12 protein-coding genes and 1 tRNA gene are annotated in these 14,332 nt (G+C 58.3%); 7 read left to right on the top strand and 6 right to left on the bottom strand.

Annotated elements, in window-relative coordinates:
- Positions 1 to 78: 78 nt before the first annotated feature.
- From VGM18_05410 to VGM18_05390, 5 genes are all read left to right on the top strand, one after another.
- Entirely contained in the window at positions 79 to 1,530 is a 1,452-nt protein-coding gene (locus VGM18_05410) for a C45 family peptidase (protein ID HEY3972420.1), read from the top strand.
- Between the two features lie 70 nt (positions 1,531 to 1,600).
- Positions 1,601 to 1,885, top strand: coding sequence for a DUF1778 domain-containing protein (locus tag VGM18_05405; protein HEY3972419.1), 285 nt, complete (start codon positions 1,601 to 1,603; stop codon positions 1,883 to 1,885).
- Positions 1,886 to 1,890: 5 nt separating this feature from the next.
- Positions 1,891 to 2,409 carry a GNAT family N-acetyltransferase gene (locus tag VGM18_05400; GenBank protein ID HEY3972418.1) on the top strand — a complete coding sequence of 173 codons (519 nt, stop codon included), beginning with the start codon at positions 1,891 to 1,893 and terminating at the stop codon, positions 2,407 to 2,409.
- A gap of 82 nt (positions 2,410 to 2,491) precedes the next feature.
- Positions 2,492 to 4,087 carry a lipase maturation factor family protein gene (locus VGM18_05395; GenBank protein ID HEY3972417.1) on the top strand — a complete coding sequence of 532 codons (1,596 nt, stop codon included), beginning with the start codon at positions 2,492 to 2,494 and terminating at the stop codon, positions 4,085 to 4,087.
- Between the two features lie 57 nt (positions 4,088 to 4,144).
- On the top strand, positions 4,145 to 5,560 hold the full coding sequence (locus tag VGM18_05390) for an NAD(P)/FAD-dependent oxidoreductase (protein HEY3972416.1): 1,416 nt from the start codon (positions 4,145 to 4,147) through the stop codon (positions 5,558 to 5,560).
- 75 nt (positions 5,561 to 5,635) lie between these two features.
- Here VGM18_05390 and VGM18_05385 read toward each other — a convergent pair.
- Positions 5,636 to 5,725 (bottom strand) — tRNA-Ser (locus VGM18_05385).
- A gap of 128 nt (positions 5,726 to 5,853) precedes the next feature.
- Positions 5,854 to 6,372: a tRNA adenosine(34) deaminase TadA gene (gene tadA / locus VGM18_05380; GenBank protein HEY3972415.1), complete on the bottom strand. Its 519-nt coding sequence runs from the start codon at positions 6,370 to 6,372 to the stop codon at positions 5,854 to 5,856.
- 456 nt (positions 6,373 to 6,828) lie between these two features.
- Between tadA and VGM18_05375 the strand changes: the two genes are divergently transcribed.
- On the top strand, positions 6,829 to 7,290 hold the full coding sequence (locus VGM18_05375; GenBank protein ID HEY3972414.1) for an NADH-quinone oxidoreductase subunit I: 462 nt from the start codon (positions 6,829 to 6,831) through the stop codon (positions 7,288 to 7,290).
- A 928-nt stretch (positions 7,291 to 8,218) separates the two neighbouring features.
- On the opposite strand, the gene VGM18_05370 is transcribed toward VGM18_05375, so the two are convergent.
- The 4 genes from VGM18_05370 to VGM18_05355 all read right to left on the bottom strand — a co-directional run bounded on the left by VGM18_05370 (position 8,219) and on the right by VGM18_05355 (position 11,835).
- Entirely contained in the window at positions 8,219 to 9,343 is a 1,125-nt protein-coding gene (locus VGM18_05370; GenBank protein HEY3972413.1) for an agmatine deiminase family protein, read from the bottom strand.
- 53 nt (positions 9,344 to 9,396) lie between these two features.
- The gene (locus tag VGM18_05365; GenBank protein ID HEY3972412.1) at positions 9,397 to 9,816 is read right to left on the bottom strand and encodes a VOC family protein; all 420 of its coding nucleotides are present in this window, start codon (positions 9,814 to 9,816) and stop codon (positions 9,397 to 9,399) included.
- A gap of 32 nt (positions 9,817 to 9,848) precedes the next feature.
- A complete protein-coding gene (locus tag VGM18_05360) occupies positions 9,849 to 10,751 on the bottom strand; it encodes a carbon-nitrogen hydrolase (protein ID HEY3972411.1) in 903 nt (300 codons plus the stop codon).
- A 109-nt stretch (positions 10,752 to 10,860) separates the two neighbouring features.
- Positions 10,861 to 11,835, bottom strand: coding sequence for a hypothetical protein (locus tag VGM18_05355; GenBank protein ID HEY3972410.1), 975 nt, complete (start codon positions 11,833 to 11,835; stop codon positions 10,861 to 10,863).
- A 321-nt stretch (positions 11,836 to 12,156) separates the two neighbouring features.
- On the opposite strand from VGM18_05355, the gene VGM18_05350 reads away from it, so the two are divergent.
- Positions 12,157 to 14,139 (top strand): S53 family serine peptidase, encoded by a 1,983-nt coding sequence (locus VGM18_05350; protein HEY3972409.1) that lies wholly within the window; start codon positions 12,157 to 12,159, stop codon positions 14,137 to 14,139.
- Positions 14,140 to 14,332 lie beyond the last annotated feature (193 nt).

Below are 14,332 nucleotides of genomic sequence, written 5' to 3'. Positions count from 1 at the left end.
AACAGGCTAGAATGGTCCGTCGATTCCACTGACCGATGTCTGCCGAATGATTTCTACTGAACGATTCGAGGGGAACTCATGCTGAAAAGATTCGTACGTAAGGGATGCGTGCTCAGCTTCGCGCTGGCTTTGAGTTATGCGGCAGCGGCGGCAGGCTCGGGTCCAGGCTCGTCCGACGCCCGCTTGCAGAAGGCCTATCGGTTCCAACAAGGCGGCTGGACTTACGTTCACCTCGAAGGCTCGCCTACGGAAATGGGCTTTCAACATGGTTATCTGCTCGCGCCGGAAATTGCCGACGGCCTGGAGGCGATCAAGCTCTTCGACACGCATCAGACGCAGCGGGACTGGGAATTCTTCCGCACGACGGCGCGCCAGATGCTCTGGCCGCACATCGACCTCGAATATCAGCAGGAGTTGCAGGGCATTGCCGATGGCGCGACGGCGCACGGAGTCGACGTCGATGTGTATGACATTGTGGCGCTGAACGCGTTCGAGGAAGTGCCGGATTACTATTTGCCGTGGCTGAACAAGCAAACGACGAACAAGCAGCAGAAATCTCAGAAATCGCCGAAGCTGGCCGCGCCCGGCAACTGTAGCGCCTTCATCGCCACCGGCGGCATGACCAAAGATCATCAGATCGTGATCGCACACAATAATTGGACGAGCTATCTGGCGGGCGAGCGCTGGGTCGTGATCTTCGACATTCAACCCGAACACGGCAATCGCATTCTGATGGACGGCTTCCCCGGAGTGATTACCAGCGACGATGACTTCGGCGTGAACTCCGCCGGCATGATGATTACCGAGACGACTATCACGCAGTTTGAAGGATGGGATCCGAACGGCAAGCCGGAATTCATGCGCTCGCGCAAGGCCTTGCAGTACGCCAACAGCATTGACGATTACGTCCGCATCATCAAAGAAGGCAACAACGGCGGATATGCCAATGATTGGCTCATCGGCGACCGAAAGACCGGAGAGATCGCATATCTCGAACTCGGCTTGAAGAATACGCCGCTGTGGCGCACGAAAGATGGATATTTTGTCAGCTCGAATTTTGCGCGCGATCCCAAGCTGATTAAAGAGGAGACGACCTTCGACCCCAACGACGCTTCGTCCTCGCCCAATGCGCGGCATGTTCGCTGGGAGCAACTCATGCGGCAGTACAAGGGAAAAGTTGACGTCAACATGGCAGAGCAATTCTTGTCGGACCACTTCGACAGCTTCGAAAAGAAAGAGCATGCGGACGAGCGCGCCTTGTGCGGACACGTGGACGTTTCTTTGCGCGGCGTCAAGGAGTGGGATTGGGCTCCGTATAATCCCGGCGGCGCAGTGCAGGGCAAGGCCGCCGACAGCGCAATGGCGGCGAAGATGAGTTTCGTAGCCAGGGCAGGGCATCCCTGCGGCGAGGACTTTTTAGCGGTGGAGTTCCTGGATCATCATCCCGAGTTCTCCTGGCAGAAACCGCTGCTGCGCGATATGAAGGCGGGGCCGTGGACGGTGTTTACGGCGGGGCAGAAACAGCAGTAGCCATGCGCGCCACTATTGGCGTACAATGTACGTACGTTTGAATTCGCGGCAAATACTTGGAGTGTGATCCATGCCTTCGACTGCAGCCCGCAAGAAACGCACCGAGAGGTTTAACGTTCGAGTCAGCGATCGCGAGGCAGAGCTCATTCGCCTCGGTGCCGAGCAGCGGGGCGTGAACATCACAAACTTTATTCTTGAGAGTGCGTGTGCCCGCGCGGAACAAGAGATTGCCGAGGCGCGGCACTTCGAACTTAGTTCCAAAGACTGGCAGAAATTTACCGCGGCTTTGGACCGGCCTGCCCGGCTGAAGCCCCGTCTTAAGCGATTGTTCGCTGAGCCAACCGTTCTTGACTAGCGCTGATGTCCGATCCAAGGGCAGCGTTATCGAAAGTCGAGGTGATCTCCGCTTCCCACGACCTGACTGGCTTCGATTGCGGACTCCATCAATCCCTGAACGACTGGCTGAAGCGCTTCGCTCTTGTTAACCAAAAAAATGAGTCAGCCCGAACCTACATCGTCCATCGCGGTAATTCTGTCGTCGGATATTATTCGATCTCTGCTGGCAGTGTCTCGATCGAGGAAGCGTCCACGCGAATCTCAAAAGGTCTGGCGCGCCATCCCATTCCTGTAATTTTGTTGGCCAGGCTTGCCGTTGACAAAGACGAGCAGGGAACCGGACTGGGGAAAGCGCTGCTGAAAGATGCGCTGGCGCGAATCGTTCAGGCGGCTGATATCGTGGGCGCGCGTGCGGTTTTGGTTCACGCTATCGACGAACCAGCGCGAAGATTCTATGAACATTTTGGCTTCGAGCCGTCGCCCATCCATGAACTGCGCCTAATGTTGCTAATGAAGGATCTGCGCAAAGCGCTGGCACAATAACGCTGCCGGTCGCGAAGCAGACGGAAGCGGTAAAAGTTTCATCAAACCGCGGTAATTCCTTCTTCGTATAATTGCGACCGTTATGGGCTGGGCTGCTTCCTCCTGGATCGGTTGGCTCTTTGACGCACCACAGGGTGCGCCAAACCGGCTGATCCCGCGGTGGCTATTTCTTCGCGCTCTCGGAGGTATCTATTTCTCCGCATTTTTTTCGCTCATCTTTCAAATCCGCGGCCTGATCGGGCCGAACGGAATTCTGCCCGCGCGAGATTATCTTCGTGCGATCGCTCAGTCACTCGGCGGTTGGCAGCGATTCTGGTATGCCCCGACGCTGCTGTGGTGGTCCAGTGGATCATTTGCGTTGAACGCGCTGTGCTGGGCGGGCATGGTGGCCGCGATACTGCTGGTGCTGAATGTTTGGCCGCGCGGAATGCTGGCGATTTGTTTCGTATGTTTTCTGTCATTTGTCAGCGCGGCGCAGGATTTCTCCGGCTACCAATCCGATGGCATGTTGCTGGAGGCGGGATTCATCTCTCTTTTTTTCGCGCCGCCCGGTTGGCGTCCGGGCTTGGGCGAAACGCATCCGGCCTCGCGGGCCAGCCTATTTCTGCTGCAATGGGAGTGGTTCCGCATTTATTTTCAGTCCGGTGTGGTGAAACTTCTCAGTGGAGATCCGCAGTGGCGGCATTTCACTGCCATGGATGAGTACTACCAAAACGGTCCGCTGCCCACCTGGATCGGCTGGTACGTCGAGCACTCGCCGCACTGGTTTCATGCGGCAACGGTGGGGGCCACGCTGGCTTTGGAACTAGGTCTGGTGTGGATGCTGTTCCTGCCGCGCCGATGGCGGATCATTTGCTTTTTCATCGTGACCCCGTGGCAGATCGGCGTGATCCTGACCGCGAACTACACGTTTTTGAACTATCTTGTTCTCGTGCTGGGGTTTCTGTTGTTGGACGACCGTTTTCTATTGAGACTGTTACCGGCGCGCTGGAAGAATCGTCTGCTGATTGAATCTGAGCCGCCACACGCGATAAGGACAGAATCGGAAAACTGGCGCAACCGCTTTCTTCCACTGTGGAGATTTCTGAAGCTCTCCGCGAGTGCGGTGATGCTGCTATGGATTTTCTATGCGACCACGGCTCAGTTGTTGATGAGGGCACAGCTTCCGATGGCGCCGGCCATTGCGCTGGAGCCATTCCGGATTGCTAATCAATACGGGCTGTTTGCCGTGATGACGCGCGGCCGATATGAGATCGAATTCCAGGGTTCTACAGACGGCCAGCATTGGGTCGCCTATCCTTTTCGCTACAAACCGCAAGAATTGAATCAGCCGCCGCGCATCTACGCGCCGTATCAGCCGCGATTTGACTGGAACTTGTGGTTCGCCTCGCTGGGATCATGGCGCGAATATCCGATCGTGGCGAATACGGAGGTGCGGTTGCTTGCGAACGATAAAGATGTGCTGGAACTTTTTGCGGCGAATCCTTTTGCGCCTGAACCGCCCCACCAGATTCGAGTCCTGCTTTGGCAATACTGGTTCACCAGCATGGCAGAAAAACGAGCAACTGGAATGTGGTGGCGTCGACAACTTCTAGGTTTGTATTCGCCCACGCTTGAGCGAACGGCTAACGGTGGCGTCAAAGCCATCGAATGGCCGACGGTGCAGCCGCGGGATTAACATCACAATGGTCGCGAACTTATATACCGATCAAGCCGGGCTCACAGGTGATTTGCGATGAATCGCAAGGCGTGCATCGTGGGCTCGGGTCCCAATGGGCTGGCGGCGGCCATCGTCCTGGCTCAGGCGGGACTGCAAGTAGAAGTGCTGGAGGCGGAAGCGACGCCTGGTGGCGCCGTCCGCTCAATGGAATTGACGCTGCCGGGTTTCGTGCACGATTTTGGATCCGCGGTACATCCGCTCGGCGCCGGCTCGCTCTTCTTCTCTTCACTTCCACTTCACGATCACGGGCTGGAATGGATTCATTCTCCCGCGCCGCTCGCCCACCCGCTCGACGATGGTACGGCTGTAGTTTTGGAGCGCAACCTCGAAGATGCAGTAGCTTCTCTGGGCGCGGACGGAAATGTCTGGGGCAGCCTGGTGCGGCCGTTTGTCGAGAACTGGCGCGACTTTGCTCCGGAAGTGCTGCGCCCGGTTTCTTTCATTCCGAAGCATCCGTGGCTGATGGCGCGCTTCGGAGTGAGTGCTCTCTTCTCTGCGCAGGCAATCTCGCATCGTTTTCACAGCGAGCGCACCCGGGCATTGTTCGCGGGTCTGGCTGCGCACTCTTTTCTTCGCCTCGATGAGCCGCTGAGTGGCGCGTTTGGCTTGTTGTTTGGCATCTCCGTGCATGCCGTGGGTTGGCCGATTCCGCGGGAAGGGGCTCAGTCGCTTACCAATGCGCTGTGCAGTTATTTGTCGACGCTCGGGGGGCAAGTCAAAACTTCTTCGCGCGTGGAATCGCTTGCAACCTTGTCGGACTATGACTTGATCCTATGCGATATCACGCCGTGGCAGCTTCTCAGAATCGCGGGCCCACGCTTGTCTGAGAGCTACAAGCGTCGACTGGGACGGTTTCGCTACGGTGCCGGCGTATTCAAAGTGGATTATGCCTTGAGCCAGCCCATTCCGTGGAAGGCTTCGGAGTGCCTGCGCGCCGCGACGGTGCATCTGGGCGGAAGCTTCGAGGAGATTGCAGCCTCGGAAAAAGGAACGCGAAGCGGGCAACACGCGGACCGGCCATTCGTTCTATTGGCACAACCGACCATATTCGATGCCTCTCGCGCTCCCGCCGGCAAGCACGTTGCCTGGGCGTATTGCCATGTGCCTAACGGTTCGAAAATAGATATGTTGGAGAGACTCGAAGGCCAGATCGAGCGCTTCGCTCCAGGATTTCGGGAATGTGTCCTGGCCCGTCGCGTGTTCTCGCCCGCCGACCTGGAGAGCATGGACGCCAACCTTGTCGGCGGAGACATTGGAGGCGGCGTGATGGATCTTCACCAATTTCTATTTCGGCCGACGCGGCAGCACTATGCGACTTCAGCGAAAGACGTGTTCATCTGTTCTTCATCGACTCCACCCGGGGGCGGCGTGCACGGAATGTGCGGCTACCACGCGGCGATACGGGCGCTGGCGAGTCTGGGGAAACCTTGAGGCAAATGGGGCGAAAGGCCGTTCTGGACGCAGCAGATCGTGCTCCAACGGGCCCGGCACAATGAGGAGGAATGATGGCGGAGAGGGTGGGATTTGAACCCACGATACCCGTTAAGGTATGTCCGCTTTCGAGGCGGATCGTTTCAACCACTCACGCACCTCTCCGGAAAGCAGCTATCAGCCCTCAGCTTTCAGCCGTCAGCAAAACCAGATTCCTCCCCATCGGCGTTCCTCAGGGTCGGAATGAGAAAGGTTTAGGCTAACGACCAACGACCGACGACTGTTTTTCACGACTAACGACGTTTTCTAAAGAACGACTGCAGCACTTCCGCGCTGCGCCCGGCCAGCACTCCGCCACGAACCTCGATCTTATGGTTCAACTGCGGATGATTCAGGACTTGCATCACCGACCGTACTGCGCCGGCTTTGGGATCGTCCGCGCCGTATATCAGCCGTCGGATACGGGCATGCACCATCGCCCCGGCGCACATGGCGCACGGCTCAATTGTAACAAACAGTTCGCAGTACTCGATGCGATGGTTACCAATGGCTGCACCGGCTGCGCGCAGCGCGATGATCTCGGCGTGGGCGGTGGGGTCCGAATCCGAAATATTTCGATTCCATCCGCGGCCAACGATCGCGCCACCGCACACGACCACCGCGCCCACCGGGACTTCTCCGGCTTCGAGCGCGCGCTGGGCGCAGCGTAGGGCTTCTTCCATCCAGAGTTCGTCTGGGGTGGGTCTTGGTTCTTCGGCCTTTGGTGCAGGTGTTTTACGCGTGGGCGGTGAAGATGTTTTGTGTGGGGGCACGGGAATTGACTCCGCAGTATTTTAGCGGCTTCGTCGCGAGAATATTCCTGACGCGCGCTTAGATCGCGCTCAGCACGGTGCGGACGACATCCGGCACGACGGCATGGATCACGGCCGCAACCACGATTCTTACCACCGGGTAAGCGATGACCACAACTGGAAGAAGGAGAAGCATCCAGCTTCTCGTCGACAGATTTGTGAAATAGGCCTTCATAACGTCCCTCTTCCAACAGTACGCACCGCCGTTGGAAAAAGTTCACAGCGCCGGTCATGCTTCGAACATCAACCCCTTAACCACGGAACGCACAGGGAAACACGGAGGAAAACTAAAGGCGGCTTCTCGCTGATTGACGGTAGGGTGAACGCGGTTGAAACGGTACTGGGTGAATTTAAGACAGCACCGTTGAAACCGCCCTCTGGCAACCGGCGACCGACAAGTGGTATTCTAGCCCCGACATGGGCATCCCAAGCTTGCTCCGCAAGGTCTTCCTGGTGGACCTGTTGCAGGGACTGAAGATCACGTTCCGCTATCAGGATCCCAAGGAGATTTACACCGAGCAGTATCCGCTGGAGCGGCCGCAGGTGGCTGAACGCTATCGTGGCGCGCCGCGGCTGAACGTCAATCCCGATACCGACGAAACCATGTGTATTGCCTGCGACCTGTGTGCTCTGGCTTGTCCCGAGCATCTGATTATTGTCGGCAGCGAACGCAACGAAAAGACCCGTCGTAAAGAACTCACCCACTTCACATACGACCTGAGCCGCTGCATGTTCTGCGGCCTGTGCGAAGATGCTTGCCCCACCGACGCGCTCGAACTCACGCAGGATTTCGAGTTGGCCAGCTATACGCGCGACGGCGCCATCTGGGATCGCGAGACACTGGAAAAAGGCCCCCAACCTACCCAGTATCACCGTTAGAAAATGCCGCATACGAGCGAGACGCGGAATGAGAGTTCGCTTCTCTCTTGGCCGTTTTTATCCTTCATAGTCGGCCTGCGCTCAGGCCCCCTAAAAATCCTCCATCCCTCGCGTCTACAGAATCCACCGGATAGCGGGCTGTCCAGGCCGGTTTGAGACTGGGCAAAGCAAGGAAACAACGGCGCCGAACAATCAACGGGGCGCCGATGTCCCGTCGGAGGTTAAATGACGTCATTACGAATCACGATAATACTCGGTCTTCTATGCTGTACGACTGGAATGATCGCCCAGAGCAGAACCACGGGCGCAGGCCAGACTTCCACACCTAACGCAGCTCCCCCAACCGGTACTGCGACTACGCCGCCGGCTAGCGCGATCGGTCCTCCCACGCCTATAACGACGAAGGCAGCGGGGCAGGGTACGCAAAGCTCGCCGCCAACTTCCCAACCTACGACCGCCTCGCCGACTCAGGGCGTGCCGGGTACGCAGCCGACAAATCCGCCGGCTGGAACTACATGCGTGACCGCACAGAACGCACCGGGCGGAGCGGTCCCCAACGCGGGTTCAACAATGCAAGGATCATCCAATCAAGGATCGATGAATCAAGGAACCGCAAATCAAGGAACCGCAAATCAAGGATCGACGAATCCAACACCGACGAATCCAGCCGCAAGCGGAGCCAATCCAGGCAACCCGAATGCGACAACGCCGGGAAGCCCATCGCAGACGAATCCTGGAGCGTCTGCGGGTACACAATGCCCGCCATCGACTCCGCCCCCGGGAGGCGGGGTTCCGCCCTCGATGTAGAGACGCAGGCGTGACGGGGCCGTTCAGATTTTCCGCTTTGGATTTCAGATTGACAGACCGTTCCGCGGCTGCTCAATCTGAAATCCGAAATCGGAAATCTGAATTCTCTTCACAATTCTCTTCACATTGGCTGTTGTTGTGTCATGCAGTGCATTGCGCCCAGTCCCCAGATGAAGTCTCCCGAATAGATGGGAACAATTTCGCGGGTCGGGAAGAGTTCGGCCAACGTGTTCAGCGCGATGCGATCATTGGGCCGATTGAACACCGGCGCCAGCACGACTCCATTGGCAATATAAAAATTGGCGTAGCTCGCGGGCAGACGGCGGCTTTCAAACACGACGGGCTGCGGCATGGGCAGTTCAACGACGTTGAGTTGTTTTCCGTCCTGGTCGCGCGCGGACTGTAGCCGGCGCAAATTGGCTTGCAGCGGAGCGTGATTTACGTCTTTGGAATTTCTTTCCACCATCGTCACGACTGTGTTCTTTGAGACGAAGCGCGTGAGGTCGTCGACGTGACCGTGCGTGTCGTCGCCGAAGATGCCGCGTCCCAGCCAGATCGTATTCGGCGCGCCCAGATAATCGGCAAAGGCCTTCTCGTAGTGGGCACGCGCCATGTGCGGATTGCGCTCCTGTACTTTGCTGAGCAGGCACTCCTCAGTAGTCAAAATCGTGCCTGCGCCGTTGACGTCGATGGAGCCGCCTTCGAGAACGATACGATTGCCCGCGGCGAGCGGTCGAATCTCGCGAGCATGCGCGGCCTTCGCCATCAGACTGCCGATTTTTTCATCATGCCGCCAGTTGGAATATTTCGCCCACGCGTTAAAGCGAAACTTGAGGGTAAACGGTTCGGAGCTTTGAGCGCCATGTGGGGACAGACGCGCCGGACTGTCCGGCCGGGCAACGCCCGGCTGCGCCGTCAGGAAGATGCAGCCAGAGTCCCGCAACCATACGCGGTTCGTAGGCCAACGATGAAAATACACATTCCCCGACAATGCCTCGGCTCGGCGTAGAGCTTTTCGCGCCTGGCGGGCAGCATTCCCGTCGTTAACGATCAACTCCACGCGTTCATGCTTTGCCAGATTGCGGATGATGTCGGCATAGACCCATGGAATGGGCTCGAATTTCCCGGGCCAGTCGCCGCGGTAGTGCGGCCACGCCAGCCAGGTCCCGGCATGCGGCTCCCACTCGGCCGGCATGCGCTGACCGAGTGCCGCCGGTGTCTCTGCCAGGTTCATTCGGGATTTCACAGTTTCGCAACCACCTCTGGAGTTGACGTGAATCAGGCTGAACTACGAGTCCATTATTCCGCCGGGCCGGCAAAGAGAATGAGGTTTCCATCCAGGTCCCCAACGATGAAGGTTCTGGCGCCCCAAGTGTCCTCCTTCAAGGTCTGATGAAAGCGCACTCCGGCCGCCTGGTAAGTCGAGAAAAGTTGGTTAATCTCGTCCGCACTACCGACCGTGAGTGAAGCGGACAGCAGATGCTCGCGCTCTCGAATATCTCCGACGAATACGAACTCCCCGACCACTCGTAAAGCAAGCCGCGCGTGGTCGCGGGTGACCTGCCCATAGAATGGCGGGTCGCCATAGACGAAGTCGACCGTGAAGCCGAGCTTATCGGTATAGAAATCGCACGACGCTTTGATGTCGGCAACGAATAATTGTGCGGCGATCGAAGTGAGAACAGGGCGTGTTATGGTCCGACCGGCTTCGTGAGTCATGGCATGGGCTCCTGAATAGCCTGATTCTCGCGTCAATCGATCATCCGGCTCCCGATTCCGCCATACGCGTCAATCCGCCGGTCGCGCAGGAACGGCCAGTTACGCCGGATATCTTCCAGCGCTTTCAGATCAACGTCGCCGACCAGGATCTCTTCGCGGTCGTGCGAGCCCTCCGCCAACACGCGCCCAAAGGGATCGCAGAAAAATGATCCGCCCCAGAACTCAAGCCCCTGGCCGGGCGCCGAATTCCCGCGCACATTGCCGGTTTCAAAACCAACGCGGTTCACGACCGCGACATAAACCCCGTTGGCAATCGCGTGAGCTCGCTGAATAGTACGCCAGGCATCATGCTGGGCCACGCCAAATTCGGCTTTCTCCGCGGGATGCCATCCAATCGCAGTGGGATAAAACAAAACCTGCGCGCCCTGCAATGCCGTCAGCCGCGCGCCTTCGGGATACCACTGGTCCCAGCAGACCAGCGTGCCCAGTCGTCCGGCGCTGGTGTCGAGCGCCCGGAATCCCAGATCCCCCGGCGTGAAATAGAACTTCTCGTAATACAGGGGATCGTCGGGAATATGCATCTTGCGATAAAGGCCGCGCAGCGAGCCGTCGCGGTCGAAAATCGCTGCCGTGTTGTGATAGACCCCGGCCGCCCGCTTCTCGAAGAGCGATGCAATCAGCACCACGCCATTACCCCGTGCCGCGGCAGACAGTTTCTCAGAACTCGGCCCCGGGATCGGCTCGGCTAAATCGAAAAGCGAATGGTCTTCACGCTGGCAGAAGTACTGCGTCTGAAAAAGCTCGGGCAGGCACACGACTTGGGCCCCGCGGCCGGCTGCGTCAGCGACTCGGCCGAGCGCTTTCTCTAGATTCTGTTCCGGCTCTGGCCCGCACGACATCTGCACCAGCGCCACGCGAAACTTTTCAGGGGGCACGCGTTTCCGACCTCCGCGAACAAATATAGCAGGCGGAGCTGTCTGCTCTCAGCCGCCAGCTTTCAGCTAAACAGAACCGTACTGCACCCGTGCAAGATGCCGCCGGCAATCACTTCGATTGTCTCCGCTGCGCCGCAAAGGCGCGAGCCAGGCGTGGGTTGCCCGCAACCAGTTTTTGCAGCGCCTTAATAATCTCCTCGGATGGCATTGACCGCACGATGGCTTCGATCGCGGGCTCGGCGTCGAGGGCGTCAGCGCGTACCAACTCCATCAGAAACGCCAGTGCCGCATCCTGGCGCGTAAGCGAGATCGCCGACAGCAATACTGATCGCCACCACGGATCGTGCGCCTTCGGCAATGCTTCCTGCAACGCCTCGAAAGCCTCCGGGGAATGCGTTCCAGCCAAGGCGAGCGCGGCTTCCGCAGAGTTGTCGTCGCCTGCGTCCAGGAAGCGACGAACCCACGGAATCGCACCCGCGCCCTCGATTCGCAAAATCCCTCCATAGCAGGCGCCCAGCACTTCGGGCTCGTCGGCTCCGAGCACTGCCCGTAACCGCAGCAGCAGCGCCGCGGATCGGGAGCCAACCTGCTCGATCGCCCGCGCCGTCTCCACTCGAACGGTCTTGTCTTTGTCGCCCATCAGGTCAAGCAGGTGTTTGAGCAAGTCCGCTTCGCTCAGACTGCGGCACTGCACCAGCGCCAACGCACATATGGCACGCAGAGTTCCGGCCGTATCCGATTGCCCGCCCCACACCGGTTCCATCTGGATATGGCGCATGCCGCGAAGAAAAACTTCCGCCTCCTGATGTTCCAGAGCGGCCAGCGTGCGGCTGACGGCATTCTTAGCCCAGCACTGCGGGTCGGTCTTTACAGGATTGTCAAAGAACCGGGCGAAAGCGCTCTCAAGTTCCGGCAGAAGTTGCGCTATTTTGAATTCGCGCACCAGATCGGCCGCCTTCGCGACTATGAAGTTGTTGCGTTGCGCCAGCGCTTTGCGCAGAGGATCAATACGGTCATCCGCGGACTGCTCACGCAACGCGTCGAGACTCGACAGTTGTTGCTCAAACTGGCGCTTGCCCGGCATGACCGCAGTGTAACGCGATGCTGCGCCGGAGATGCAGCTCAGCCATCAACGGGAAGCCTCGCACGGCTCGAGGGTGCGCAACTTTCTGCAATGTTTGTGCACGAAGCCGCTTGCACAAATGTTTACAAAAATTACACGCGTTGCATCGGAGGTTATGGGTGTACACTCGTGCCCTCGCTTGAAGCGATAAGCGAGAAGCAAGATTCCACTCTTGATCACCGGCTGACACCCAGGGCGGGAGTAGGGGGTTACGGTAGGAACCTGCCGCCAGCCGTCAACGAAACGATAAATCACTGACACCAAAAAATTCCAAGGAGAAACATGCTACGTAGATCCGGTCCATCGTTGCTGACCCTCGTTGCGCTTGTATCGATCGTAAGTATGGTCTGTCAGGCGCAATCACCGACCCTAATGACGCGTCACACGCGGCAAGAGGTCACCAGCGGGCTTGCGCCCATGGTAGGCCGCCTGCCCGCAACCCAGTCCCTGCGCATCGTTCTCGTTCTTCAGCATCAGAACCAAGCCGAATTGGAAAACTTTTTGAAGGACCTTTACGATCCTTCCAGCCCATCGTACCGCCAGTTCCTCACTGTCGATCAGTTCACAGAAAAATACGGTCCCAGCCGCGAAGATTATGAAGCCGTGAAGGCTTTCGCGCGAGCCAACGGGCTCCAGATCAAGGCCACGTCCCGCAATCGGATGATCCTGCCGGTCAGCGGTTCGGTGGAAAACATTGAGAAGGCCCTGCACGTAAATTTCGGTATCTACCAGCATCCAACCGAACACCGCACTTTCTTTGCTCCTGACCGCGAACCCACTCCGGACTTGTCGGTCCGCCTGTGGAGCATTGGCGGCCTGGACAACTATTCGATTCCAAAGCCTGCATTGGTTCGCCGCGATGCCAACGATCCGGGTGTGAGGTCTGGAGCCACCACCGGTTCCTGCCCTTCGAAATCATTCTGCGGCAGCGATATGCGGGCAGCCTACTACACTGACGGGACTCTCACTGGCGCCGGCCAGTCACTGGGCCTGTTCGAGTTCGTTGGAACCGACCTGGTTGACCTGACGACGTACTTCACGAACGTCGGCCAAACCAACAACGTGCCGATCACCCTTCTATCTGTGGACGGCCAGAGCACCAGCTGCACGGAGAAGTCCGGCTGTGATGACACCGAACAGACTCTGGACATGACCCAGGCGATCGGCATGGCTCCCGGTCTTTCCAGCCTCGTGATGTACATTGGAAAGGGCGGCTTGTCGGGACAAACCCTCGACGATGCCGGCATTCTTAACGCCATGGCTACTGCAAGTCCACTGAACGCTCAGTTGAGCGCTTCGTGGTTGTGGAGACCAGCTGACGCCAGCACCGACGAGCCCTTCTTCCAGGAGTTCGCGACGCAGGGTCAGAACTTCTTCAATGCGGCTGGCGACAATGGCAAATGGGCGACGGGCGGCTTTGTGTGGCCCTCAGACGACGGCCTCGTTACTTCCGTGGGTGGAACCTCTTTAAAAACCACGGGTGCCGGCGGCGCATGGGCCTCGGAGACGGGCTGGTCGGATAGCGGTGGCGGTATTTCGACCGACAGCATCTCCATTCCCTCCTGGCAGGTAGCCACGGCGGCCGGTTGTACCAAGTGTTCACAAACACTGCGGAACGGACCGGACATCTCGGCCAACTCGGATTTCTCATTCTACGTTTGCGCCGACCAAACCAGTTGCACGGCCAACAACTACGGTGGAACCAGCTTTGCCACACCCATGTGGGCGGGCTTCCTGGCTCTCGTCAATCAACAGGCCGTGGCGAATGGACAACCCACGCTCGGCTTCGTCAACCCGGCCCTTTACACTCTTGGCTTGAGCTCGAGCTACAACACTGATTTCCATGACATCACCAGTGGCAGCAACGGCTTTTCGGCTACCGTCGGCTTCGATCTCGTAACCGGATGGGGCAGCCCGACCGGCCAGGCTCTGATCGACGCGCTGGCGCCAGTCAATGCGGGCGACTTCACTATCACGGCAGCACCCACAGCGATTAGCGTGGCACGGGGCTCCAGCGGTAAATCCAGAATCACCACCGCCGTCTCCGGCGGCTTTGATTCGGCGATTGCGTTGACGGCGACCGGGCAAGGGGCAGGCGTACTTGTGGCGTTCAACCCCAGCACCATTGCAGCGCCGGGATCGGGCGTGGCAGGCATGCAAGTCAAGGTGGCGCCGACGGCCAAGACCGGCACTCGCACCATCACGATAACCGGAACCGGTGGCGGCAACACGCACACCGCAACAGTTACCGTCACCATCAACTAGTCTCAGCGGAAGGTTTCGCCGTTCTCTGCTTTCCGTACCGAGCGCTGAAAGCCCGGACCCCGAGTGGGTCCGGGCTTTTTCTCAGAAGATCAAAATCTGAAACCACGAAGGACATGAAGTAAGACGAATGTCTGGAGGATCGGGCCTTTCTTCGTGTCTTCGTGATTCAAGATTTTGTATTTTCTTACTTCGG

This window comes from Candidatus Sulfotelmatobacter sp. (genome assembly GCA_036500765.1).
Classification (GTDB): domain Bacteria; phylum Acidobacteriota; class Terriglobia; order Terriglobales; family Acidobacteriaceae; genus Sulfotelmatobacter.
The sequence above is the reverse complement of the archived record's forward strand: the minus strand, read 5'-3'. Positions and strand labels throughout refer to the sequence as shown.

What these genes read in the sequence shown, in the direction of transcription:
- VGM18_05410 (HEY3972420.1), top strand. Translation starts at nt 79, where the DNA reads ATGCTGAAAAGATTCGTACGTAAGGGATGCGTGCTCAGCTTCGCGCTG.
- VGM18_05405 (HEY3972419.1), top strand. Translation starts at nt 1,601, where the DNA reads ATGCCTTCGACTGCAGCCCGCAAGAAACGCACCGAGAGGTTTAACGTT.
- VGM18_05400 (HEY3972418.1), top strand. Translation starts at nt 1,891, where the DNA reads ATGTCCGATCCAAGGGCAGCGTTATCGAAAGTCGAGGTGATCTCCGCT.
- VGM18_05395 (HEY3972417.1), top strand. Translation starts at nt 2,492, where the DNA reads ATGGGCTGGGCTGCTTCCTCCTGGATCGGTTGGCTCTTTGACGCACCA.
- VGM18_05390 (HEY3972416.1), top strand. Translation starts at nt 4,145, where the DNA reads ATGAATCGCAAGGCGTGCATCGTGGGCTCGGGTCCCAATGGGCTGGCG.
- VGM18_05375 (HEY3972414.1), top strand. Translation starts at nt 6,829, where the DNA reads ATGGGCATCCCAAGCTTGCTCCGCAAGGTCTTCCTGGTGGACCTGTTG.
- VGM18_05365 (HEY3972412.1), bottom strand. Translation starts at nt 9,816, where the DNA reads ATGACTCACGAAGCCGGTCGGACCATAACACGCCCTGTTCTCACTTCG.
- VGM18_05355 (HEY3972410.1), bottom strand. Translation starts at nt 11,835, where the DNA reads ATGCCGGGCAAGCGCCAGTTTGAGCAACAACTGTCGAGTCTCGACGCG.
- VGM18_05350 (HEY3972409.1), top strand. Translation starts at nt 12,157, where the DNA reads ATGCTACGTAGATCCGGTCCATCGTTGCTGACCCTCGTTGCGCTTGTA.